The sequence below is a fragment of the Rouxiella badensis genome (assembly GCF_002093665.1).
In the GTDB taxonomy this organism is placed as follows: domain Bacteria; phylum Pseudomonadota; class Gammaproteobacteria; order Enterobacterales; family Enterobacteriaceae; genus Rouxiella; species Rouxiella badensis.
Window position 1 is genome coordinate 23,527 of the sequence record NZ_MRWE01000029.1, and the last position, 24,409, is coordinate 47,935.

The 24,409-nt window shown below is 53.3% G+C and carries 20 protein-coding genes and 9 tRNA genes; 13 read left to right on the forward strand and 16 right to left on the reverse strand.

Annotation, left to right across the window (positions count from 1 at the left end; all coding sequences use genetic code 11):
- Positions 1-16 precede the first annotated feature (16 nt).
- Complete coding sequence (locus BS640_RS16175; RefSeq protein WP_084912926.1) at positions 17-700, forward strand: response regulator transcription factor; 684 nt, start codon at positions 17-19, stop codon at positions 698-700.
- Positions 681-2,039, forward strand: coding sequence for an ATP-binding protein (locus BS640_RS16180; protein WP_017490686.1), 1,359 nt, complete (start codon positions 681-683; stop codon positions 2,037-2,039). Before BS640_RS16175 ends, BS640_RS16180 begins: the two co-directional genes overlap by 20 nt.
- Positions 2,040-2,106: 67 nt before the next feature.
- On the opposite strand, the gene crr is transcribed toward BS640_RS16180, so the two are convergent.
- The 5 genes from crr to cysZ form a co-directional block, all read right to left on the reverse strand.
- Positions 2,107-2,616: a PTS glucose transporter subunit IIA gene (crr, locus tag BS640_RS16185; protein WP_017490687.1), complete on the reverse strand. Its 510-nt coding sequence runs from the start codon at positions 2,614-2,616 to the stop codon at positions 2,107-2,109.
- Between the two features lie 47 nt (positions 2,617-2,663).
- The gene (gene ptsI, locus BS640_RS16190) at positions 2,664-4,391 is read right to left on the reverse strand and encodes a phosphoenolpyruvate-protein phosphotransferase PtsI (RefSeq protein ID WP_084912927.1); all 1,728 of its coding nucleotides are present in this window, start codon (positions 4,389-4,391) and stop codon (positions 2,664-2,666) included.
- Positions 4,392-4,513: 122 nt separating this feature from the next.
- On the reverse strand, positions 4,514-4,771 hold the full coding sequence (ptsH, locus tag BS640_RS16195; protein WP_003038086.1) for a phosphocarrier protein Hpr: 258 nt from the start codon (positions 4,769-4,771) through the stop codon (positions 4,514-4,516).
- Between the two features lie 403 nt (positions 4,772-5,174).
- Positions 5,175-6,140 carry a cysteine synthase A gene (gene cysK, locus BS640_RS16205; protein ID WP_017490690.1) on the reverse strand — a complete coding sequence of 322 codons (966 nt, stop codon included), beginning with the start codon at positions 6,138-6,140 and terminating at the stop codon, positions 5,175-5,177.
- A 190-nt stretch (positions 6,141-6,330) separates the two neighbouring features.
- On the reverse strand, positions 6,331-7,089 hold the full coding sequence (gene cysZ / locus BS640_RS16210; RefSeq protein ID WP_038327750.1) for a sulfate transporter CysZ: 759 nt from the start codon (positions 7,087-7,089) through the stop codon (positions 6,331-6,333).
- A 346-nt stretch (positions 7,090-7,435) separates the two neighbouring features.
- On the opposite strand from cysZ, the gene zipA reads away from it, so the two are divergent.
- From zipA to BS640_RS16225, 3 genes are all read left to right on the forward strand, one after another.
- Positions 7,436-8,527, forward strand: coding sequence for a cell division protein ZipA (gene zipA, locus BS640_RS16215; RefSeq protein WP_017490692.1), 1,092 nt, complete (start codon positions 7,436-7,438; stop codon positions 8,525-8,527).
- Positions 8,528-8,626: 99 nt separating this feature from the next.
- Entirely contained in the window at positions 8,627-10,651 is a 2,025-nt protein-coding gene (gene ligA / locus BS640_RS16220) for an NAD-dependent DNA ligase LigA (RefSeq protein WP_017490693.1), read from the forward strand.
- A gap of 5 nt (positions 10,652-10,656) precedes the next feature.
- Entirely contained in the window at positions 10,657-10,893 is a 237-nt protein-coding gene (locus BS640_RS16225; RefSeq protein ID WP_017490694.1) for a DUF3820 family protein, read from the forward strand.
- Positions 10,894-10,967: 74 nt separating this feature from the next.
- Here BS640_RS16225 and BS640_RS16230 read toward each other — a convergent pair whose 3' ends face one another.
- Positions 10,968-11,996, reverse strand: coding sequence for a bile acid:sodium symporter family protein (locus tag BS640_RS16230; protein WP_017490695.1), 1,029 nt, complete (start codon positions 11,994-11,996; stop codon positions 10,968-10,970).
- A gap of 96 nt (positions 11,997-12,092) precedes the next feature.
- On the opposite strand from BS640_RS16230, the gene BS640_RS16235 reads away from it, so the two are divergent.
- On the forward strand, positions 12,093-13,022 hold the full coding sequence (locus BS640_RS16235; protein ID WP_017490696.1) for a LysR family transcriptional regulator: 930 nt from the start codon (positions 12,093-12,095) through the stop codon (positions 13,020-13,022).
- On the opposite strand, the gene BS640_RS16240 is transcribed toward BS640_RS16235, so the two are convergent.
- Positions 13,005-13,550: a nucleotidyltransferase family protein gene (locus BS640_RS16240; RefSeq protein WP_084912928.1), complete on the reverse strand. Its 546-nt coding sequence runs from the start codon at positions 13,548-13,550 to the stop codon at positions 13,005-13,007. The genes BS640_RS16235 and BS640_RS16240 overlap by 18 nt on opposite strands.
- Positions 13,551-13,796: 246 nt before the next feature.
- On the opposite strand from BS640_RS16240, the gene eat reads away from it, so the two are divergent.
- From eat to eutC, 3 genes are read left to right on the forward strand one after another with little or no spacing between them, the layout of a single operon-like run.
- Positions 13,797-15,206 carry an ethanolamine permease gene (gene eat / locus BS640_RS16245; RefSeq protein WP_084912929.1) on the forward strand — a complete coding sequence of 470 codons (1,410 nt, stop codon included), beginning with the start codon at positions 13,797-13,799 and terminating at the stop codon, positions 15,204-15,206.
- 20 nt (positions 15,207-15,226) lie between these two features.
- Complete coding sequence (locus tag BS640_RS16250; RefSeq protein WP_084912930.1) at positions 15,227-16,612, forward strand: ethanolamine ammonia-lyase subunit EutB; 1,386 nt, start codon at positions 15,227-15,229, stop codon at positions 16,610-16,612.
- A gap of 2 nt (positions 16,613-16,614) precedes the next feature.
- Positions 16,615-17,412 carry an ethanolamine ammonia-lyase subunit EutC gene (eutC, locus tag BS640_RS16255; RefSeq protein WP_017490700.1) on the forward strand — a complete coding sequence of 266 codons (798 nt, stop codon included), beginning with the start codon at positions 16,615-16,617 and terminating at the stop codon, positions 17,410-17,412.
- Positions 17,413-17,438: 26 nt separating this feature from the next.
- Here the strand turns inward: eutC and BS640_RS16260 are convergent, their stop codons facing one another.
- The 7 genes from BS640_RS16260 to BS640_RS16290 all read right to left on the reverse strand — a co-directional run bounded on the left by BS640_RS16260 (position 17,439) and on the right by BS640_RS16290 (position 19,484).
- Complete coding sequence (locus BS640_RS16260) at positions 17,439-18,206, reverse strand: glutamine amidotransferase (RefSeq protein ID WP_084912931.1); 768 nt, start codon at positions 18,204-18,206, stop codon at positions 17,439-17,441.
- Positions 18,207-18,820: 614 nt separating this feature from the next.
- Positions 18,821-18,896: transfer RNA gene (locus BS640_RS16265), tRNA-Lys, on the reverse strand.
- Positions 18,897-18,940: 44 nt separating this feature from the next.
- Positions 18,941-19,016, reverse strand: a tRNA-Val gene (locus BS640_RS16270).
- 41 nt (positions 19,017-19,057) lie between these two features.
- Positions 19,058-19,133, reverse strand: a tRNA-Val gene (locus BS640_RS16275).
- A 41-nt stretch (positions 19,134-19,174) separates the two neighbouring features.
- Positions 19,175-19,250: transfer RNA gene (locus tag BS640_RS16280), tRNA-Val, on the reverse strand.
- Between the two features lie 41 nt (positions 19,251-19,291).
- Positions 19,292-19,367, reverse strand: a tRNA-Val gene (locus BS640_RS16285).
- Positions 19,368-19,408: 41 nt separating this feature from the next.
- Positions 19,409-19,484 (reverse strand) — tRNA-Val (locus BS640_RS16290).
- Between the two features lie 513 nt (positions 19,485-19,997).
- Here BS640_RS16290 and gltX point away from each other — a divergent pair.
- Positions 19,998-21,413, forward strand: a complete 1,416-nt coding sequence (gene gltX / locus BS640_RS16295; protein WP_017490702.1) for a glutamate--tRNA ligase — start codon at positions 19,998-20,000, stop codon at positions 21,411-21,413.
- Between the two features lie 88 nt (positions 21,414-21,501).
- On the opposite strand, the gene BS640_RS16300 is transcribed toward gltX, so the two are convergent.
- Positions 21,502-22,299: a formate/nitrite transporter family protein gene (locus BS640_RS16300; RefSeq protein ID WP_017490703.1), complete on the reverse strand. Its 798-nt coding sequence runs from the start codon at positions 22,297-22,299 to the stop codon at positions 21,502-21,504.
- 384 nt (positions 22,300-22,683) lie between these two features.
- On the opposite strand from BS640_RS16300, the gene BS640_RS16305 reads away from it, so the two are divergent.
- From BS640_RS16305 to BS640_RS16315, 3 genes are all read left to right on the forward strand, one after another.
- A tRNA-Ala gene (locus BS640_RS16305) sits at positions 22,684-22,759 on the forward strand.
- Positions 22,760-22,835: 76 nt separating this feature from the next.
- Positions 22,836-22,911 (forward strand) — tRNA-Ala (locus tag BS640_RS16310).
- 76 nt (positions 22,912-22,987) lie between these two features.
- A tRNA-Ala gene (locus tag BS640_RS16315) sits at positions 22,988-23,063 on the forward strand.
- A 126-nt stretch (positions 23,064-23,189) separates the two neighbouring features.
- Here BS640_RS16315 and BS640_RS16320 read toward each other — a convergent pair.
- Complete coding sequence (locus BS640_RS16320; RefSeq protein ID WP_017490704.1) at positions 23,190-24,377, reverse strand: NupC/NupG family nucleoside CNT transporter; 1,188 nt, start codon at positions 24,375-24,377, stop codon at positions 23,190-23,192.
- Between the last annotated feature and the right edge of the window lie 32 nt (positions 24,378-24,409).

Consider the following 24,409-nt stretch of genomic DNA (forward strand, 5'->3'; position numbering starts at 1 on the left):
CAGGCGGAAAAAAATAATGAAAATTCTATTAGTCGATGACGATCTCGAATTGGGCACCATGCTTTGTGAATACCTGATTGCCGAAGGCTTTGATGCCAATCTGGTGCTGAACGGTAAATTGGGCATTGAAGGTGCGATGTCAGGCGAATACAGCGCCATGATCCTCGACATCATGCTGCCGGATATGAGCGGTATCGATGTGCTGCGTCAGGTGCGTAAAAACAGCCGATTGCCGATCATCATGCTGACGGCGAAGGGCGACAACATCGACCGCGTCATCGGTCTGGAGATGGGTGCCGATGACTACATGCCAAAACCTTGCTACCCGCGTGAGCTGGTGGCGCGTCTGCGTGCCGTACTGCGCCGCGTGGAAGAGCAGCAGGACATACACTCTGATTCATCGAGCATTCACTACGGTGACCTGACGTTAAACCCGGCGACCCGCAGCAGCGAATGGCAGGGCGTGGCGTTTGACCTGACTGCATCAGAATTTAACCTGCTGGAGCTGCTGCTTCGCTCACCGGAGCGAGTGGTGTCGAAGGACGAGCTGTCCGAGAAGGGGCTGGGCCGTCCGCGCGAAGCTTACGACCGCAGCATCGACGTACATATCAGCAACATCCGTCAGAAACTCGCGTCGCTAAACGGCGGCGATGTCATGACGATTGAAACGGTGCGAAGCATTGGCTATCGAATCCGATAAACGCCTGCGCGGCAGGCTCTTTTGGAAGATTTTACTGGGTTATTGGCTGACATTTGTCATCATGGCCCAGGTTCTCTGGGCGGTATTTTCCTTCTATTACCACCATGAGCCGCCGGAAAGTAGTATCGCACGGCGCTTTGTCAAACTGCAAATCACCTCGGCGGAATCGACACTGCACACCGGCGGATTGCCTGCCCTGAATGCGATGATTGCCGACTGGCCTCCCGACGACAGACGTTTATTCACGATAGAATCTTCGATGATTCCGATCAAAGGAGAATCGTTGAACGACCTTGAGCCGGGCAAGACAACTCCTCAGGAAATTGTTGAATTTGTTCAGGCACCCGATGGGCAAGGCTACCGACTGCGCTACAACGTCAAAGGGCTTATGGATGAGTATCGGCCGAAGAGAGAGCAACACTGGTTTAATATGCCACCCCCGTTTCTATGGATAGGCGGGATAGGCGGGCTGCTTTTTAGCACCATGTTGGCCTGGAACCTGACCCGTCCGATGCTGCAGATGCGTCAGGCCTTTGGGCGAGTGTCGCAAGGGGATTTATCGGTCCGCCTGTTTGCCACCATGGGCAAGCGCCATGACGAACTCTCTGAGGTTGCGCGCGACTTCGACTCGATGGCCGAGCGTTTGCAGGTACTGGTTAAGGCCCGCGAAGAACTGCTGCACGACGTTTCGCACGAGCTACGTTCACCGCTGGCACGACTGCAGCTGGCGATTGGCCTTGCGCGCCAGAACCCGCTGAATGTCGAAACCTCGCTCAAACGTATCGAGCATGAGGCAGGACGACTGGACAAGATGATCGGTGAGCTGCTGGCACTGTCGCGCACCGAGCATAGCAACCTGCCCGATGAGGAGTATTTTGACCTCTATGGACTGGTCGAGGCGGTGGTCAACGATGCTCGCTACGAGGCACAGCTTCCGGGCGTCGATATCATTTTGAACTGTAATCATCAGGGCGATCTGGATTACACCGTCAAGGGCAACGCCGAGCTCATGCGTCGTGCTATCGACAACGTGGTGCGCAACGCGCTGCGCTTCTCGGCGCGCGGGCAGGCGATTAACGTGTCGCTGACGTCGAAAGAGGATGACCTGTGCGTCGAGGTGGCCGATCAGGGGCCGGGCGTAGAGGAAGACAAGCTGTCGAGCATCTTCGATCCGTTTGTACGCGTGATGTCACCGCTTTCTGGCAAAGGCTACGGCCTTGGGCTGGCGATTACCAAAAAGGTGATGGTAGCGCATCATGGGAAGATTGAAGCGCGTAACGGCTCTCCTAGAGGCCTTGTTATCGTTCTCAAGGTTCCCCACTGGAAAAGCCTGGTATAAGTTTTGAACTTTGGAATTCAGGCAAAAAAAACGGCGCTAATAGCGCCGTTTTTCATCAAGAGTGGTCTTACTTTTTGATGCGAATGATCGGGGTCTCACCGACGATGACGCTACCAGAAAGCTTAATCAGCTCTTTAATCTCATCCATGTTAGAGATAACAACCGGAGTCAGGGTTGACTTGGCTTTCTCTTCCAGCAGGGCCAGATCAAACTCGATAATCAAATCGCCTTTCTTAACGCGCTGTCCTTCTTCGGCAATGCGTTTGAAGCCTTCACCTTTCAGTTCGACGGTGTCGATACCGAAGTGAACAAACAGCTCAATGCCGCTGTCGGATTCGATTGAGAAAGCATGGTTGGTTTCGAAGATTTTACCAATGGTGCCGTCAACCGGTGCGACGATTTTGTTGCCCGCGGGTTTAATCGCGATACCATCGCCTACGATTTTCTCGGCGAAAACCACATCGGGTACATCTTCAATATTGACAATTTCACCAGACAGAGGCGCAACAATCTCGATTGTGCCTGCATCTTTCTTATCATCAGAAACCAATGATTTTAATTTATCGAACAAACCCATGATCTTCTCCTAAGCATTAATTTGGGCAGCTTTCCAGCAACGCGCAATTAGCAGAGTGTTTTCTCTTCGATGAATTTGTTAACCAAATTCATCAACTCTTGCGCCGTAGGTTGGGCCAGAGCCTCTTCTGCCAGCGCCTTCACATCTTCGAAGTTTGTATTACGAATAATTTTCTTGATGCGTGGGATTGAGATTGCGCTCATGCTGAACTCATCTAAACCCATGCCCAATAAGAGAAGTGTAGCACGTTCGTCACCTGCTAGCTCTCCACACATGCCAGTCCATTTACCCGCGGCATGAGATGCATCAATAACTTGCTTGATTAGCGCAAGAACCGATGGGGACATTGGATTATAAAGATGAGAAATCAGTTCATTACCGCGATCTACTGCCAGAGTATACTGGGTAAGGTCGTTTGTACCAATACTGAAGAAATCAACTTCTTTCGCCAGGTGGTGAGCAATCACTGCCGCTGCCGGTGTTTCCACCATCACGCCAACTTCAATTGACTCATCAAAGGCTTTACCTTCTTCACGCAGCTGGCCTTTGAGCATCTTCAGCTCGCCGTTCAGCTCGCGCACTTCCTCAACGGAGATAACCATCGGGAACATGATGCGCAGTTTACCGAAAGCAGAAGCACGCAGGATTGCACGCAGCTGATCGTGGAGGATTTCCTTACGATCTAAACAGATGCGGATTGCGCGCCAGCCCAGGAACGGGTTCTCTTCCTTCGGCAGATTCATGTAAGGCAGCTCTTTGTCGCCGCCGATATCCATGGTACGGACAATAACCGCCTGTGAGCCCATTGCTTCGGCAACGGCTTTGTAAGCCTGGAACTGTTCTTCTTCGGTCGGCAGGCTGTCGCGGTCCATAAACAGGAACTCGGTGCGATACAGGCCTACACCTTCTGCGCCGTTACGCTCTGCACCGGCGACGTCGCGCACGGTACCGATGTTGGCACAGACTTCAACCTGATGGCCGTCCAGCGTAATCGCCGGCAGATCTTTCAGTTTCGCCAGCTCGTCTTTCTCGCTGATGTACTGGTTCTGATCGGCCTTCAGTTGATCGATGATTTCCGGCGTCGGGTTAACGTAAATCTTGTTATTCACCGCATCCAGGATCAGGAAGTCGTCGTTTTTGACCTGCTTGGTCACATCGCTGGTCCCGACAATCGCCGGCAGCTCAAGTGAGCGCGCCATGATGGAGGTATGCGAGGTGCGTCCGCCGAGGTCGGTGATGAAGCCCAGCACCTTGTTCAGGTTTAGCTGTGCGGTCTCGGAAGGCGTCAGGTCGGTTGCTACCAGGATAACTTCGTCCTGAATAGAACCCAGGTCGACGATAGGCATGCCCAAAATGTTTCTCAGCAGGCGTTTGCCGATGTCACGTACGTCGGCCGCACGCTCTTTGAGGTATTCGTCGTCGAGCTCTTCCAGCGCTTTTGCCTGGCCTTCAATAACTGAGTAGGCGGCAGCATCGGCGGTGGATTTGTCATCTTTGATGAGGGCTATGATTTCTTGTTCTAGCTCTTCGTCTTCCAACAACATGATGTGGCCTTCGAAGATGGCTTCTTTCTCTTCACCGAAGGTTTCACCGGCTTTGGTCTTGATCGTTTCGAGCTGGGCAGAGGCTTTAGCACGGCCTGCAAGGAAACGTTCAACTTCCTGATTCACGTTGTCAGGAGAGATTTTTTTCCGGTCGATGACAATTTCATCTTCCTTCAGCAACAATGCTTTGCCGAAAGCAATACCGGGAGATACTAAAATGCCTGAAATCATAACCCTACCTTACTGTTGACTGGTGTTAACTCTTATCGAGACCGTTCAGGACGTTATTACGTGGGCATAAATTTGGCTGGAAAGTAAAAACGTCCTGTTAACTGTCCCTGTGACGAAGCTTCTTACTCGAGCTCAGCCATCAGTTTTACCAAGTGCTCGACGGCTTTCTGCTCGTCTTCGCCTTCAGCGGAAAGAGTCACGACAGTCCCCTGAGTCAGACCCAAAGTTTGCAGTTTGAACAGGCTTTTAGCGCTGGCACTTTTCCCGTTAGAGGTCACGGTAATGTCTGAAGTAAAACCTTTAGCTTCTTTCACAAATTGTGCAGCAGGGCGAGTGTGCAGACCATTTGGAGCAGTAATAGTAACTTCTTGCTGGAACATTGATGATTCCCCAACTTAATTTAAAGTAATGTTGTGGAGCTAAAGTTTAGCGTATAGACCTTGCTTTAGCCTGTGAGATTAACGCCTGAATCACGTTCAGAGGCGAACTCCGATGCAACAGAAAAAGCAAAAATTTGCACGCCGGGATAAATCCGCTGAATCCATGCTAAATCTTTTCCGTCTCGTTTCCATTATGCCGCCATTTACCCTGCTGTAACAAATCAGTAAATCGATTCAGCCAGAAGCAATTGTATGAGCGATTAATTTTACGCACCGAAATAATTGAAGGGTTAAATACTAAACCTGGCGGGGAAAATCAATCACAGACTGCACTAAACTTTGATGCAGACCACAAAAAAGCACCTATCAAGGTGCTTTTTTGTTCACTTTTCGGAAGGTGGCATTATTGTTGCAATTCTTTTTCCGTAAACAAATCTGCAAACAGGGCGGTGCTCAGATAACGTTCGCCGGACGACGGCAGGATGACCACGATGGTCTTGTCTGCGTACTCTGGTTCTTCAGAAAGTTTCACTGCGGCAGCGACCGCTGCACCGGAAGAAATACCGGCCAGAATGCCTTCTTCGTCCATCAGACGGCGCGCATACTCGATAGATTCGTCGTTGGTGATAAGTTCGACGCGGTCCAGCAGTTCCAAATCCAGGTTGCCAGGAATAAAGCCTGCGCCGATGCCCTGAATCTTGTGCGGGCCTGGCTTCACTTCCTGGCCTGCCAGCGTCTGAGTGATAACCGGTGAGTCGGTTGGCTCAACCGCAACCAGTTTCACGCTGCTTTTTTTGCTTTTCAGATAACGACCGGTGCCGGTGATGGTTCCGCCGGTGCCTACGCCGGCAATCAGGACGTCAACGTCGCCGTCAGTATCTTCCCAGATTTCTGGGCCGGTCGTTTTTTCATGAATGGCCGGGTTAGCCGGGTTGCTGAACTGCTGCAGAATAAGATAGCGCTGCGGATCGCTGGCCTGAATTTCTTCAGCCTTGGCGATGGCGCCTTTCATGCCTTTTGCGCCTTCTGTCAGTACCAGATTTGCGCCCAGGGCTTTCAGCAGTTTACGGCGTTCAACGCTCATGGTTTCCGGCATGGTCAGCGTCAGCTTATAGCCACGTGCTGCGGCCACATAGGCAAGTGCGATGCCGGTGTTACCGCTGGTTGGCTCAACCAGCTCGATGTCTTTGGTCAGAATGCCGCTTTTTTCGGCTTCCCAAATCATATTCGCGCCAATACGGCATTTAACACTGAAGCTCGGATTACGTGATTCGACTTTGGCCAGAATGCGACCATTGCCAATACGATTCAGGCGAACCAGCGGCGTATGGCCAATTGTTAATGAATTGTCTTCATAGATCTTGCTCATATGCCAGTCCTTAACCTTATGTCGAAGTCTCTTGAGGATAATTTGATGAAATTAGGAGGAAAACGTAAAAAGCATACTTGAACGCCCTCCTCAGTGAAGTAAAGAATTAGTATATGATATGTGATTCGGCAATATAGTTAGCTACCGAAGTGCTTAACATCAAGTATTCTAAAATTTTAGTACAGAATCCCTACCGTCTGCCGATTTCTGAAACATGTACGTTTCGATAGCGATCGACCCACATCGCCGTTGCACCACAGACGGCAACCGGCAGAATCAGCAGATTAAGCACCGGCACCATCGTAAACAGGCTCACTAGCGATCCAAACTGCATGTTGTCGACCTTGTTCCGCCCCAGTGAGCGGCGCATATCGGCAAAGCTGACCTTGTGGTTGTCGAACGGGTAGTCGCAGTATTGAATCGACAACATCCAGGCGCTAAAGAAGAACCACAGCACCGGTGCCAGCGTTTGCCCAACGCCAGGAATAAAGTGGATCAGTAACAGCAGCAGCGCACGCGGAAAATAATAAGCCAGTTTTTGGACTTCGCGTTTCATAATACGCGGCAAATCTTTAGCAATGTCCCAGATGCCGGTATCAGGTGCGGGTTTGCCGGTCAGGCGCGCCTCGAGCTGTTCGGCCAGCAGTCCGCTAAACGGCGCGGCAATCAGGTTGGCAAGCGTGCTGAAGAAAAAGCTGAACACCAGCAGAACGGACACCACCGCCACCGGCCAGATCAGGTAATCGAGCCAGCGCAGCCAGGTCGGAACGTGGATCATCAGCGCGGGGATCCACTGGCCTAGTTTGCTAAACAGCCACCAGAATGCGCCGCCCATGAGCAAAAAGTTAACCAGCAGCGGGATAACCACGAAACGGCGAATTCCGGGCAGGGAGACGAGTTTCCAGCCTTGCGTAAAATAGTGCACTCCGTTGACTTCAGATGACGACATAAAAGAAATTTTCTCTCTCAATTGAATAGGCTGGGCTATCATATCGATATGATTTTGCACTGACTAGGCACTTGTTGGACGAAAAGTAGTCAAAAAGGATGCAGCAATCATGTTTATTAGCATAAAACAGTGTCCAGACTTGCACTTATCAACTCAGGCAAATAGAGTTAGATAGGTGAATGTTTGCCGCGTTGGCAATGAATTATTACCCAAAAGCATTCGAGAAGCAGGCAGTGGGCAACCGAACGAATTCCTGTGAACTTATTAGCTAAGTGAATAGGGCAAGGGAAAGAAGCCGACGTCTGGTATTTCGAAGGATGATGGATAAAGAACAACAGAGATAGCAATGATGCAGGACTTGCGTCTGATATTAATCGTTGTTGGTGCGATCGCCATAATAGCGTTGTTATTGCACGGTTTGTGGACCAGCCGTAAAGAACGCTCTTCGCTTTTTCGCGATCGTCCAGCTAAACGAGTGAAAAAAGAACGAGAGCAATCCCCGAGCGAAGACTTCGTTGATGGGGTGGGAGAAGTGCGCGTACGTGCAACCCATCCACATGACGAACCCTCTCTGGGAAGCTATGATGAAGCTGAACAATTTGTCCCGATGCATGCAGAACCCAAGCGTGCGCCGCAGGCACCTGTGCAGCCTCAGCCTTCACAGCAGCAGCCTCAACAGCAACCTTCACAACAGCCGCCGGTGCAAAGTCAGCCTTCGCATCAGCAGCCTGTACAGCACGCGCCGCAACAGCGACCTGTGCCGACGCAGGCCCCGTATCAGCCTGCTTCTCAGCAGGACGATCCGCTGTTGAGTGGATATTCGGCCGCAGAGCCTGTTCATGCGCCGCATCGTGAAGCGCCGGTCGAGCCAGTAGCTCAGCCTGCCCACGAGCATACAGCGCCTGTTCCTCCGGCTGAAATTCATGCTGACGCTGCGCCAGCCGCGCGTGCTCAATCGCACGCTCAGCCTTTCGCTCCCGCCGAGCCAGAAGAAGACGAGCCGGTGAGAGAGAAGCTGAAAGAAACCGTTCTGGTGCTGCACGTTGCTGCGCATCAGGGGGGCGTTATCGGGGGTGAAGTCCTGCTGCAAAGCGTACTACAGGCCGGTTTCCAGTTCGGTGCGATGAACATCTTCCACCGTCACGTCAGCCCATCTGGCAGCGGTCCTGTGCTGTTTAGCTTGGCTAACATGGTGAAACCAGGCTCATTCGACCCTGAGAATATGTCTGATTTCTCAACGCCGGGTATTACGCTATTCATGATGGTGCCGTGCTACGGCGATGCTCATCAGAACTTCAAGCTGCTGCTCCAGTCTGCTCAGCGTATCGCTGACGACGTCGGTGCCGTAGTGTGGGACGACGAGCGTCGAATGATTACGCCGCAGAAGCTCGAGACCTATAAAGCGCGTATTCGCGAAGTGCTTGAAGCGACCGCCTAGCCTTCACACACGCCGCAGGATTGAGCTACATTTGCCACACTTTTACTAACCCTCGCATGTTGGCATGTCGAGGGTTTTTTATCTTCAAGATGGTGAGCTATGGCCACAATTCAAGAACAAATCACAACTCTGCGCAGCCAGCTGCGTCACCATGAATACCAGTATCACGTACTGGATGCGCCCGAAGTGCCTGACGCCGAATACGACCGGCTGATGCAAGCACTGCGCAAGCTCGAAGAAGCACATCCTGAACTCATCACCCCTGACTCCCCGACTCAACGCGTGGGCGCGGCGCCACTGTCGGCGTTTGATCAGGTGCGTCACCAGGTTCCGATGCTGTCTTTGGACAACGTTTTCGATGAAGAGAGCTTCCTGGCTTTCTACAAACGCGTTCAGGATCGTCTGAAAGTGACCACGCCGCTGACCTTCTGCTGCGAGCTCAAGCTTGACGGGCTGGCTGTCAGTCTGCTGTATGAAAACGGCGAGCTGGTGCAGGCTGCGACTCGTGGCGACGGGACTACCGGTGAAAATATCACCATGAACGTGCGCACCATACGAGCGATACCGCTGCGTCTCAGCGGTGACAATATTCCTGCTCGCCTGGAAGTCCGCGGCGAAGTCTTTATGCCGCAATCGGGTTTTGAGGCGCTGAATGAAGAGGCGCGACGCACCGGCGGTAAAGTGTTTGCCAACCCACGTAACGCCGCCGCAGGATCGCTGCGCCAGCTTGATTCGCGTATTACCGCCAAGCGCCCACTGACCTTCTTCTGCTACGGCGTAGGGCTGCTTGAGGGCGGGACGTTACCCGCTAGTCATTATGAGCGATTACAGCAATTCAAGGCCTGGGGACTGCCGGTCACCCACCGCGTTAAACTGTGCACAGGCAGTGACGAAGTGCTGGCGTTTTACCGTCAGGTGGAGCAGGACCGCGCGCAGCTCGGTTTCGACATCGATGGCGTGGTGGTGAAAATTGACTCCCTTGAAACGCAGGAAACGCTGGGCTTTGTGGCCCGTGCACCGCGTTGGGCAACGGCCTTTAAGTTCCCGGCGCAGGAGCAAATAACTCAGGTCAAAGACGTCGAATTTCAGGTCGGGCGAACCGGGGCCATCACGCCGGTGGCACGTCTTGAGCCGGTGCTGGTTGCAGGCGTGATGGTCAGCAATGCCACGCTGCATAACGCCGATGAAATCGAACGTCTGGGCCTGCGTATCGGTGATACCGTGGTGGTACGCCGTGCCGGTGACGTTATTCCACAGGTGGTGGGCGTTATCGCCGACCAACGGCCTGAGGACGCACGCGAGGTGGTGTTCCCGACCCATTGCCCGGTCTGTCATTCCGACGTGGAGCGAGTTGAGGGCGAGGCCGTTGCGCGCTGTACCGGCGGCTTGTTCTGCGGAGCACAGCGTAAAGAAGCGCTAAAACACTTTGTCTCACGCCGCGCGCTTGACGTTGACGGCATGGGTGACAAAATTATCGATCAGCTGGTTGAGAAAGAGTACGTTAAAACGCCTGCCGACCTGTTCCGCCTCAGTGCAGGTATCATGACCGGTCTGGATCGCATGGGGCCAAAGTCGGCGCAGAATCTGGTTGCCGCACTGGAGAAGGCGAAGGAAACCACCTTTGCCCGTTTCCTGTATGCGCTGGGCATTCGCGAGGTAGGTGAAGCCACGGCGGCTAATCTGGCGTCGCACTATGGTTCTATTGATGCCCTTCGTGCCGCCGACGTCGAGTCGCTAAAGCAGGTGCAGGACGTCGGTGATGTGGTGGCAAAACACGTGGTCAACTTCCTCGGCGAAGAGCATAACCGCGAGGTGATTGATGACCTGATAACCCTCGTGCACTGGCCAGCGCCGAAGGTGATTGTCGCCGAAGAGATAAACAGCCCGTTCGCCGGCAAGGTGCTGGTGCTGACGGGTTCACTGTCGATTTTGTCGCGTGATGAGGCCAAAGACCGCCTGACGGCATTAGGGGCGAAAGTGACCGGCAGCGTGTCGAAGAAAACCGATATGGTGATTGCTGGAGAAGCCGCGGGATCCAAGCTGGTGAAGGCGCAGGAACTTGGCATTCCGGTTATCGATGAAGCTGAAATGATCCGCCTGCTGTCGGAAAGTGAAGGGGCGTAACGCGTATGGAAAAAGAGAATCTGATCGAAATCGCCAATACCGTAATGCCGTTCGGTAAGTATCAGGGCAGAGTGTTGATTGATCTGCCCGAGGAGTATTTACTGTGGTTCGCGCGCAAGGGGGAGTTCCCAGAAGGCAAGCTCGGCATGCTGATGGAGATGACGCTGGCGATTAAAATCGAAGGTTTGCAGGATTTACTGACCCCGCTCAGACGCGGGGGACACAATCCGCAAAGCGAATAAATCTTTCCGCTGAATCATTTTCTGAACAGGCCGGTCAATAATGTGACCGGCCTTTTTATTTATCACATGACAAGTTAATTCAATTTCGCCTGCACTTTGGCACTCCCCTCAGCCTGCTGCGATTTTTCGCCTTCAAGCTTCAGCTGCTTGTTGTGATAACGTTTTGCCAGCACGGCGCAGATCATCAGCTGTACCTGGTGGAAAATCATCAGCGGTAGCACCATCATCCCAATCGCGCTCACTGGGAACAGAATGTTGGCCAGCGGAATGCCGTTCGCCAGACTCTTTTTGGAACCACAGAACACGATGGTGATTTCATCTGCCTTATTGAAACCCAGAAGGCGCGCCATGTAGGTGTTAAAGATAATCACCAGCGCCACCAGAATGATGCACACCACCACGATAAATGCGAAGGTCCCAAGACCCACTTTATGCCAGATACCCTGCGTTACCGCCTCGCTGAACGCGGTATAAACCACCAGCAGAATCGAGGTACGGTCGGTCTTACCGATCATCTTCTTGTGCTTATCGACAAACTTGCCAATCACCGGACGCAGCAGGTGGCCTGCCACGAAGGGTACCAGGAGCTGCAGTATGATGTGCCACATCTGCTCCAGCCCGTTACCGGTGTCACCCTGCACGTGCATCAGCACGCTAACCAGCAGCGGGGAAACGAAGATACCGAGCAGGCTGGAAGCCGAGGCGCTACACACCGCCGCCGCAACATTACCGCCTGCCATCGACGTGAAGGCAATCGCAGACTGCACGGTCGCAGGCAGCACGCAAAGGTACAGGAAACCAGAATAAATCTGCGGGCTGACGTCAACCGGGTGCCACCATTGGAACAGCAGACCGAGGATCGGAAACAGGATAAAGGTGCTAAACATGACCCAAAGGTGCAGACGCCAGTTGTTGCTGCCCTCGAGGATAGCGGCGCGCGACAGCTTGGCACCGTGCATAAAGAACAGCAGGCCGATGGCAAAGATAGTCAGGTCATTGAACGCAGTGACATAAATGCCCTTGGCGGGGAGTACGGTCGCCAGCAAAACGGTGGCAACCAGCATCATGGTAAAGGTATCAGGTAAAAAACGAAGGGCTTTCATATCTGTCTCAATATTTTGTTAAGTAATGCGGCTATTCTGTGCTTTTCGCGTAGAATTATAAAATTGATTTATTTAATCCATTAATGAATCCGATTCATGAACTATTCCCTTAAGCAGCTCAAAATTTTTATCGCCGTGGCGCGCTATGGCAGCTTTAGTCGCACCGGCGAGGTCATCGGACTCAGCCAGTCGGCAATAAGCCACAGCATTAAAGAGCTGGAAAGCGAGATGGGCGTGCGACTGCTCGACCGCACCACGCGCGAGGTTGCGCTGACAGACGCCGGTCGCCGTCTGGCAAACCGCGTTGAACCGTTGCTCGATGAACTGCACGCCATGCTGCTGGATACCCGAAGTTTTGGCACCGAGCAGAATGGACGGGTGCGCATCGCCTCGAGCCAGACCATCTCTGCACATTTGATGCCGCAGTGTATCGCCAGCGGTGAAGAGAAATTCCCAGATATTCAGATCTTACTTAGGGATCAGACCCAACAGTTGGTGCTGAACAGCGTGCGTAATGCGGAGGTCGATTTCGGGATTGTCATCGATCCCGGTTACAGCACCGATCTCGACACGGAAGTCATTCTCCATGAGCCTTTCCTGCTGCTTTGTCATCAGGATAACCCCTTTGCGGCGATGAAAGAGGTACCTTGGTTAGCGTTGAACAACGCGCGTCTGGTATTGCAGGACTACTCCTCAGGCAGCCGTCAGCTGATCGATAAAGCGATGGCGGATTTCTCTGTAAAAACTCAGGTGGTACAGGAAATAGGTCATCCGGCGACGCTGTTTCCGATGGTTGAGGCGGGGATTGGAATCAGCGTGCTGCCGGCGCTGGCACTGCCACTGCCGTCGGGTAGCAGGCTGGCCGTAAGGCCGCTGGTGCCTGAGGTGAACCGCGCACTGATGCTAGTCAAACGTAAAAATCGCTCTCTGACGCCCGCCGCACGGGCAATCTGGGAGGTCGTCAAGCATCAGGCGCAGGTGCTGACCGACAAACGCAAGATTTACGGCTTAAATCTTGATTCTTAAGCCCGGCCATATACCGGTCCAGTTTTTCGTCCTGGCGCGCTCCAGCAGAACGGCGGGAGCGCCGTGTTTCGGGTTAGCGCTGATGGTGAAATCGAACAGGCTTTCGACGCCAAGCGGCGCAACCAGCTCAAGCTTGTCGTTGTCATTCAGGCGAACGCCGACCGCCGTTTCGATTTCTACCCAGTAGCTGATGGCGTCGCTGCTTGAGCGATAAGGTTCACGCCCATATTTCACGTGCATACGGGCCTGATTTTTCACCGACCACGGCAGGTGGGGCGCAAGTGCATCCAGGCGTTGCTCGTAAAACTTATCCGCCTCGGCGCTAAGCTCTTGCGGGTTGAAATACACAACGTCGATGTCGTTAAGCGGGGTATTTTGCGGATGCTTATGCAGGCGATCCCAAACCAGATTACGCACAAACCCTGCCGCCAGGCACCAGTCGTTTAGCGCTAGCGTTCGTGCTGTACGCAACGCTGCCATGCGCTGATCGTCTTGCGCTATCCATTCGATGATTTGCTGCTCTGACATCCGGTTTCTCCCTGATTTTTTCCTGATTTTATCTTAGCAGAGCCGGACTTCAGGCTAATGAAGTTTAGCGGCTTTGCTATGCCGAAAAATTTATACGCACCTTTTAGGACGAAGCCTTTCTTATGCCGCGCCAAAATGAGGCAAAGGGCGACAAGTCGGCGACTAATGCCTATAAAAATCAGGCCCTTTCAGGTTGGTATAACCTTTGCAGCATCAAGGGTCACTACACCGTTGGGGAACCCTATCATGCAGAATAAAAAAGTCGCACCGGTTTTAAAACGCACGTTAGGCAGCTTCCATCTTTGGGGCATCGCCGTCGGGCTGGTCATTTCAGGTGAATACTTTGGCTGGAGCTACGGTTGGGCGCAGGCCGGAACGCTGGGCTTTATGATTACCGCACTGGTTATAGCCGCCATGTACTGTGCTTTCATCTTCAGCTTTACCGAGCTGACCACCTCTATTCCTCATGCTGGCGGACCCTTTGCCTATGCCTATCGCGCGTTTGGTCCAACGGGCGGCTTTATTGCCGGATTCGCTACGCTGGTTGAATTCGTCTTCGCGCCGCCTGCTATCGCGATGGCGATCGGGGCTTATCTTAACGTGCAGTTTCCGACCATCGATCCTAAATGGGTCGCGTTAGGGGCTTATCTGGTGTTTATGGCGCTAAACATTATCGGCGTCAGCATCGCTGCGACCTTTGAGCTGCTGGTCACGCTGCTGGCGATTTTCGAGCTGCTGGTGTTTATGGGCGTGGTCGCGCCAGGCTTTGAGATCTCTCACTTTACCCACGGCGGATGGGCGGGAAGCGACAGTTTTAGCCCGGTGTCATTTTCAGGCATGTTTGCGGCTATCCCTTTTGCCATCTGGTTCTTTCTGGCGATTGAAGGTGCCTCGATGGCGGCAGAAGAAGCCAAAGATCCGCAGCGTACCATTCCCAAGGCCTTTATTGGCGGCATTCTGACGCTCACCGTTCTCGCGCTCGGCGTGATGCTGTTTGCCGGTGGCGTGGGTGACTGGAGCAAGCTCGCCAATATTAACGATCCGTTGCCGCAGGCGATGAAGCTCATCGTGGGTAATAACAGTGGCTGGCTGCATATGCTGGTGTGGTTGGGATTATTCGGCCTGATCGCATCCTTCCATGGCATCATCATGGGCTATTCCCGACAGATATTTGCGCTGGCCCGTGCGGGGTATTTGCCTAAAAGGCTGGCCTCGGTCAATGCCCGTTTTCAGACGCCGCATCTGGGCATTATTGCCGGTGGCGTGGTGGGTATCGCGGCGATTTTCTCCGATCGGCTGATTGTCATCGGCGGCCAACCGTTGACGGCGAATATCGTCACCATGTCGGTGTTTGGCGCTATCGTGATGTACATCATTTCGATGGCCGCGCTGTTCAAGCTGCGCCGCAGCGAGCCGAAGCTGATTCGTCCGTTCCGAGCGCCGTTTTATCCCTTTGCACCCGCGCTGGCGCTGGTTCTGGCGATCGTTTGTCTGGCAGCTATGATCTACTACAACACCTTACTGTTTTTGATTTTTGCCGCCATGATGTTGCTGGCCTACGCCTGGTTTCGTCTCACCCATCAGGCGCGCAGTAACGCAGAGAGTGACCCGCAGCTCAGAGGGCTGAAACCGGCTCCGGTGAAAAGCGGTAAATAACGGTCTTTCCAGGGAGTGTTATGTACCAGACGACATTAAGTCATCGAAGCTATCGGTTCCGCGATTTGCGTGAGCTGATGGCGAAGGCTTCACCGGCGCGGTCCGGTGACTATCTGGCCGAAGTCGCCGCCGAAAGCGCCGAGGAGCGCATGGCGGCGAAAATGGCGCTGGCCGCGCTGCCGCTGAAAGTATTTCTGCAGCAGGTACTGATTCCCTACGAAGACGATGAGGTGACGCGGCTAATCATCGACAGCCACGACGCCGCCGCGTTTGCCGAGATATCGCATCTGACGGTGGGCGACTTTCGCGACTGGTTGCTGAGTGAGACGACCGACTCGGTGGTGCTGGCACGGGTTGCCAAAGGCATCACGCCAGAAATGGCCGCCGCCGTCAGCAAGTTGATGCGCAATCAGGACCTGATTCTGGTCGCCAAAAAGTGTCGGGTCATCACCCGTTTTCGCAATACTATCGGCCTGCCGGGACACATGAGCGTGCGCCTGCAACCGAATCATCCGACCGATAATTTACAGGGCATCGCGGCCAGCATGCTCGACGGTCTGCTTTATGGCTCCGGCGATGCGGTGATCGGCATTAATCCGGCCAGCGACAGCCTGCCGCTGCTCGAGAACCTCAACTACATGCTCGATGACGTCATTAGTCGTTTCGAGATCCCGACTCAGTCGTGCATCCTCACGCACGTCACTAACACGATTAGGCTGGTGGAGCGGGGTGCACCGGTAGATTTGGTATTCCAGTCGATTGCGGGCAGCGAGGCGGCTAACAGCGGCTTCGGCATCAATTTGGCCATACTCGAAGAGGCCCAGCAGGCAGCGCTCAGCCTCAAACGCGGTACGCTGGGCGACAACGTGATGTACTTCGAGACTGGGCAAGGCAGCTGTCTGTCGGCCAATGCGCACTTTGGCGTGGATCAGCAGACCTGCGAGGCGCGCGCCTATGCCATTGCCCGTCGCTTTTCACCGCTGCTGGTTAACACGGTGGTGGGTTTTATCGGGCCAGAATATCTCTATGACGGCAAGCAGATTATTCGTGCCGGACTGGAGGACCACTTCTGCGGCAAGCTGCTTGGCGTACCGCTTGGCTGTGACGTGTGCTATACCAACCATGCTGAAGCGGATCAGGACGATATGGACACGCTGCTCACTCTGCTTGGCACCGCTGGATTAACCTTTCTGATTGGCGTGCCGGGCGCCGACGACATTATGCTCAACTATCAGAGCACCTCATTTCACGATGCGCTCTACATCCGTGAACTGCTAGGCCTTAAACATGCCCCGGAATTCGCGGTATGGCTGGAAAAAATGAAGATAATCGATGGTGCCGGCAGGCTATGCGATACCCGCGCATCGCACCCATTGCTGAGCCAGCTGCCGCAGCTGGGAGGATGACCATGAGTAAAGAAGATAAACAGGCGCTTCAGCTGGTACATCCGAATCCCTGGGAGGCGCTGCGCAAGTTTACGGCGGCAAGAATTGCGCTCGGGCGGTCCGGTGCGAGCCTGCCAACCGATGAGGTGCTGCGTTTTGGCATGGCGCATGCGCAGGCGCGTGACGCTGTGCATCAGCCTTTTAACAGCGAGGAGTTGGAGCCTGAATTGCAGGCGTTGGGCCTTAAAACATTACGTGTCGACAGCGCCGCGTCGGATCGCACCACCTATCTTTGTCGCCCCGATCTCGGCCGCAAGCTTTCGCCTGCCAGCCGCGAGTTTTTGCAGTCATTGCCGGAAAATCCCGCCGATCTGGTGCTGGTCGTCGCCGATGGGCTGTCGTCTAAGGCGGTACATCGGCAGGCGGTGCCCCTCATCAAAGCGCTGTTACCGTATTTGTCACCGCTGGGGCTGAGCCTGGGGCCGGTGGTGTTAGCGCACCAGTCACGGGTGGCGCTGGGTGATGATATTGCGGAAGTGATGAAGGCGAGGGCGGTGGCGATTCTGATTGGTGAACGTCCTGGTCTGTCGTCGCCCGACAGCCTGGGTATTTACATGACCTGGGGACCGCATACGCGGCGGAGGGAGTCGGAGAGAAACTGCATCTCTAATGTTCGTCCCGAAGGGCTGGACTACCCGCAGGCTGCGTTCAAACTCGCGTGGTTATTGGAGCAGGCGTTTCACCGTCAGCTTTCAGGAGTGAATCTCAAAGATGAGAGCGATAATCCGGCTTTGCAGGGGAAAGTCGTTTTCATCAACTGACTTTCCCCCTTACTTCACTGTGAGGGTTACTTGAGGCGGGTAAGCCAGCCCAGACAGTTTTTCCACAGCTGGTCATAACCCGGCCACTGAATAAATTCACCTGGTACCCAGTGCGGGCCGATGTCAGAGGTCCAGACCAGTGAGCGGCCCTCGCCGTAAGTGCCGCTCACGAGCAGTGGGTGCCCACCTTCGTCATCGGGTAGGGTAGCCAGCACTTCAGCACCTTCTTTGAGCACAACCTCATTAGCGCCGAGCAGCAGCGGCCATTTACCGTCGATGCCTTGCAGGACAGGATGATCCTTTGGCGCAGTGATCTTCGCCGAGAATCCTTCCGGGATCTCCAGACGATCGTCGTAGGGCAGGCAGGTGACCGGCAACGCTTCTTCGACCGGCGTATTGCGCCAGCGCGCCTTGCCGTCGATCCCCTGAAACGAGAAGTAACCGCCGATCATCATTAGGCCACCGCCTTCTGCGGTCCACTGACGTAGTAGTTTGAGGCGATTGGGCATCGGTCTGCTGTGCATCCACACGGCTGGGGGCAGGAGCAGGGAATTAGCGCCAATATCTGACAGAATAATCGCATCAAAGGCTTTTAGTCCCTCGAGATCGAACGGCAGTTTCTCGACGACTTCATGGGCGGGCATATAGGTGAGCTCAAATTCGGTATTTTCGAGCGCTTTGACCAGTGGTTCGGCACCTAAATGAAATGTCACGCTGCCAAACTGATCGAATCCTTTGTAATGGGTCGCCGAACTGACCCAGCTTTCACCTAACAACAGCACGCGTTTGCTCATGTTACTTTCCCCGGATGAATGGCTGATACTAGGTTGATAACAAAGTAAACCGGTTTAGTAAAGCGGTATAGTGGTGGATCTTTAATCGCTAATGGGGGTTTTTTAGGTCAAGGGCACGCGCCTTGCGCGCTGGGCGCTGGCCCAGACCAGCCAAGGGGCCTTCCCAGGCCAAGGCCCCTTGGAACCCCACGCCTTGTTATCGGTGCATGTGTCTTGCCAGCCGATGAGTTTGTTCCAGATGCTTGCGCACGTGGCGTGGTCCCGCGCCGCGCCGAATCCGCCAACCAGCTTCTAAACAAAAACCGGCAACCTTGCGGTCAAATCCACGCTCGGTCTAACGGCGGGATTTTTTTGTTTGTTCTTTGCTGCATCAGCAACGGTAAATTTTATGTCTTTTCTATGGCGGATTCACATTGGCGGATCCAGGACGGCGCTGAGCGGAGGGAGAAAGACGCGTTTGGCTTTCGAGCAAAGAGAAGGGACCGCAGAGCGGCGCGGCCTACGCCACGCTTCGTGTCACTGGAAAGCACTTAAAACACGAGCGGCGACACGTATAATTATTCAGTGGCGCTAAAACGCAAAAAACGCCCGTTAGGCGCTTTTTTCTTACTAAGTGGTGGGTCGTGCGGGATTCGAACCTGCGACCAATTGATTAAAAGTCAACTGCTCTACCAACTGAGCTAACGACCCACTGTTTAGTAACTGTCTTTACTGCTTGTTCAGTTTGCCAAAAGTGGTGGGCGATGACGGGCTCGAACCGCCGACCCCCTCCGTGTAAAGGAGATGCTCTACCAACTGAGCTAATCGCCCATCATAAGATGGCTTATCACAACGCGGTCACTCTTAAAGAGTGGTGGGCGATGACGGGCTCGAACCGCCGACCCCCTCCGTGTAAAGGAGATGCTCTACCAACTGAGCTAATCGCCCATCATAAGATGGCTTATCACAACGCGGTCACTCTTAAAGAGTGGTGGGCGATGACGGGCTCGAACCGCCGACCCCCTCCGTGTAAAGGAGATGCTCTACCAACTGAGCTAATCGCCCATCATAAGATGGCTTATCACAACGCGGTCACTCTTAAAGAGTGGTGGGCGATGACGGGCTCGAACCGCCGACCCCCTCCGTGTAAAGGAGATGCTCTACCAACTGAGCTAATCGCCCATCATAAGATGGCTTATCACAACGCGGTCACTCTTAAAGAGTGGTGGGCGATGACGGGCTCGAACCGCCGACCCCCTCCGTGTAAAGGAGATGCTCTACCAACTGAGCTAATCGCCCCCGTCGTGATGGAGTCGCATTATAGGGATAGTTCGAATTGAGTCAACGGTTTTTAAAAACAAAAATGACTGTTCGGCGCAAAACTAGACAAGACGCCAAAAAAGTATGCAGTGCAGACTAGTTCTTATGCATCAACGAGCTAAAAATAGCGTTTTTCCTGCGAAAGGCCATTAACGTTTTTGGGGAGTTAACCGCTTTTTACCAGACCCCCAGGCTCTGTTTTAAAGAAACTCCCCTTGTGGAATCCACTTTTTTGAGGAAATCGTCCTCCTGAAACGCTATTTTTTCTTGAAACATAAAGCAGAGAGGGGCGGTATGACCGTTTTTCTTTCTCTATCCGTTCAATTACCCATTCAATTGCCGGGTTCAACGTTGAGGATTCGAGGCAGAGTGATAGAATGACAGCCACTTTTACAACCATAGTTTTCTAATCAACAACTTTGGTTGTCGTATAAATGAGAGTCTCGTTTAGTCGCGACATCTATTTGAAACATAGTTAAGGCTGCTTCCCTGATGAAAATCAAAACCCGTTTTGCTCCCAGCCCAACTGGCTATCTGCACGTTGGCGGCGCTCGTACAGCACTTTACTCCTGGCTTTATGCTCGTAACCTGGGCGGCGAGTTTGTGTTACGTATAGAGGATACCGATCTGGAGCGTTCAACCCAGGCGGCCATTGACGCGATTATGGATGGCATGAACTGGCTGAACCTGGACTGGGATGAGGGTCCATATTTCCAGACCAAGCGTTTCGATCGCTACAATGCGGTTATTGATGAAATGCTGGAAAATGGCACGGCCTATAAATGCTACTGCTCCAAAGAACGTCTGGAAGCGCTGCGTGAAGAGCAAATGGCCAACAACGAGAAGCCTCGCTACGACGGGCGCTGCCGCGACAGTCATGAACATCACGCCGCAGACGAGCCTTGCGTTGTGCGTTTCCGCAACCCGCAGGAAGGATCGGTTATTTTCGACGACCAGATCCGTGGTCCGATCGAATTTAGCAACCTTGAGCTTGACGATCTGATCATCCGCCGTACCGACGGTGCCCCAACCTATAACTTCTGCGTTGTCGTCGATGACTGGGATATGGAAATCACTCACGTTATTCGTGGTGAAGACCATATCAATAATACCCCACGTCAGATAAACATTCTAAAAGCGCTGGGTGCGCCGGTACCCGTTTATGCGCACGTTTCCATGATTCTGGGCGACGACGGTAAAAAGTTGTCAAAACGTCATGGCGCAGTGGGCGTGATGCAGTATCGCGACGACGGCTACCTGCCAGAAGCGCTGCTGAACTATCTGGTGCGTCTGGGCTGGTCTCACGGCGATCAGGAAATCTTCAGCATTGACGAAATGAAAGCGCTGTTTAGTCTGGACAGCGTCAGCAAGTCTGCCAGCGCCTTTAATACCGAAAAGCTGCTGTGGCTGAACCACCATTACATCAACGCACTGCCGCCAGAATATGTGGCTACGCAACTGCAATGGCACATCGAGCAGCAGAACATCGACACCCGCAATGGCCCGGAGCTGTCTGCGCTGGTGAAACTGCTGGGTGAGCGTTGTAAAACGTTGAAAGAGATGGCCGAGTCTTGCCACTATTTCTACCAGGACTTCAGTGAGTTCGACGACGCAGCGGCGAAGAAACACCTGCGTCCGGTTGCGCGTCAGCCGCTTGAAGCCGTGCGTGCCAACCTGGCTGCCATCACCGACTGGACGCCTGAGAACGTGCACAACGCCATTCAGGGCACTGCCGACGAGCTGGGCGTTGGCATGGGTAAAGTGGGCATGCCACTGCGCGTTGCCGTGACCGGTGCCGGCATGTCTCCGGGCATGGACGTGACCGTGCACGCTATTGGTCAAAGCCGCACTTTGTCTCGTATCGATCAAGCGCTGGCCTATATCGCCGAGCGTGAAGCACAGCAATAAGCGTTAATAGACCTGAGGGTTGAATAACAAAAAGGCCAGCCGGATGCTCCGACTGGCCTTTCTTTTATCTATAGCCTGCTAAAACGGATTAACGAGACTGTGAGGTCGACTCGGCAGACGCCGCCGTTGGGCGATACGCCAGATAGTACATCAGGCCTACGAAGCCAGCGCCACCGACCGCGTTACCGAGGAACACGGCAACGAAGTTAGGGAAGTACTGCGACCAGCTCAGCGCACCCGCAAAGATGGCAGCCGGAATGATAAACATGTTGGCGACGACGTGCTGGAAGCCGATAGCGACGAACGCCATTACCGGGAACCACATTCCGATGACTTTCCCGCCCATCTCTTTACTGGCAAATGCCAGCCATACCGCCAGACATACCAGCCAGTTACAGCCGATACCGGAAATAAAGGAGTGCATAAAGTCTGCGTTAACCTTCGCCTGGGCAGTCGCCACGGTTTTCGCCAGGAATACGCCTTCCGTCATGCCCAGCACGTGACCAAAGAAGTAGGCCACCGCGATGCTGCCGATGAGGTTGGCAATAGTGACCCAGAACCAGTTGCGCACGACGGCAAACAGGCTGATTTGACGGGCGAACCAGGCCATTGGCAAGGTCATCATATTACCGGTCAGCAGTTCACCGCCGGCCAGCACGGTCAGGATAAGCCCAACCGGGAATACCGCTGCGCCGAGCAGACCGCCAAAAGAACCCCAGGATGCAGGCAGTGTCCCTACTACATGCAGGTCAAGCAGGAAGCCGATAGCAATAAAGGCACCCGCAAGAAAACCCAGGATTAATAAATTGGCGACGGACGCACGGCTTTTGCTCACTCCGGCCGCAACGGCGAGTGAAGCGATTTCTTTTGGTGCATACAAGGACATGAGTTTGCTCGAATAGAATGGTTATAGAGAAAAATTCTTAAGGATAGAGAAACCTGATAATGCAATAGAAGTCTATTATGAGAATTCTCCGAGGACAAGATGCGTTTTTAACCTTGTTAACGGTTGGTTAATGAAAGCATTAATAATCCTGTGGAAATTTTTTCGCGCGCGCTCGGCGGCCCAGCCTTTTTCCTATTTTTCAACGGGAAGATAAGAAGGTCATGAAACGAACATAATGTGTCCGCTCAGGGTTAAAAATCGCTTTCGTGGCCGGTATTTGGCGGCTTTTTCAGCGCTTGATTACATAATCACATTTAGCCGTTGACAGCCTTGGCGGGGTTTCATATTATGCGCCCCGTTCACAAGATTTAATGTGTCTGGAACGGGGGTATAGCTCAGCTGGGAGAGCGCTTGCATGGCATGCAAGAGGTCAGCGGTTCGATCCCGCTTATCTCCACCAATCTTCTTCTCAGAGCAGGTTGGTCGTTTACATCTCCCCAAGATGTAGGCATAAGACAGTAAATCAGAACACCCGTGGGGGTATAGCTCAGCTGGGAGAGCGCTTGCATGGCATGCAAGAGGTCAGCGGTTCGATCCCGCTTATCTCCACCAATCTTCTTCTCAGAGCAGGTTGGTCGTTTACATCTCCCCAAGATGTAGGCATAAGACAGTAAATCAGAACACCCGTGGGGGTATAGCTCAGCTGGGAGAGCGCTTGCATGGCATGCAAGAGGTCAGCGGTTCGATCCCGCTTATCTCCACCAAAATTAAAAGAACCCGCTTCGGCGGGTTTTTTGCTTTCTGTTTCCAGAAAACCCGCCTTGTAGCCTGAACGACGGGCACAAAAAAAAGGCGCCGAAGCGCCTTCTTAAACCGCTTTTGTTGCGACGTTACGCCAGTACCAGACCCGCGATAGATGCAGACAGTACGCTCACCAGCGTTGAACCGTACAGCAGCTTCAGGCCGAAGCGTGAAACCACGTTACCCTGTTGCTCGTTCAGGCCTTTGATAGCCCCCGCCACGATACCGATTGACGAGAAGTTAGCAAAAGACACCAGGAAGACCGACAGGATACCCACACCGCGTGGCGACAGGTCGTGTGCGACTTTCTGCAGATCGAGCATAGCAACAAACTCGTTAGAAACCAGTTTGGTCGCCATGATGCTTCCCACCTGCAGTGCTTCGCTGCTTGGCACGCCCATAATCCATGCGAATGGATAGAAAACGTAACCCAACACGCCCTGGAAGCTGATGTGGAACACCGCGCTGAACAGAGCATTGAGGCAGGAGATCAGCGCGATAAAGCCAATCAGCATCGCCGCAACGATAATCGCTACTTTGAAACCTGCCAGAATGTATTCACCCAGCATTTCAAAAAAGCTCTGCCCTGCGTGGGTATTGGTCAGCTGCAGATCTTCCTCGCCATCAACCTTATAAGGGTTGATTAGCGACAGTACAATGAAGGTGCTGAACATATTGAGGATCAGCGCGGCAACAACGTACTTGGGTTCCAGCATGGTCATGTAAGCGCCAACGATCGACATTGAAACCGTCGACATGGCGGTCGCTGCCATGGTGTACATGCGTTTTTCAGACATTTTGCCCAGAATATCTTTATACGCGATAAAGTTTTCTGATTGCCCCAGGATAAGCGAGCTGACGGCGTTAAAGGATTCCAGTTTTCCCATGCCGTTGATTTTAGACAAAATAGTACCGATGATGCGGATGAACACCGGCAGGATACGCACGTGCTGCAAAATACCAATCAGCGCCGAAATGAACACGATTGGGCACAGCACATTGAGGAAGAAGAACGCCAATCCTTTTTCGTTCATGCCTCCAAATACGAAACCCGTCCCTTCTGCTGCGAATTTTAATAATGTTTCAAACAAGTCTGAAAAGCCTTTTACGAAACCTAATCCAATTTCTGAATTAAGGAAGAAATAGGCTAATAAGACTTCAATGACCAATAGCTGAACAATGAAGCGAAAACGAATGTTTTTGCGATCACGGCTCACCAGTAAGGCCAGTACTGCGACAACGGCTAACGCTAAAACAAAGTGCAGTATTCGGGACATGTTTGCTCCAAATTTGAGGCAGGCAATATTTC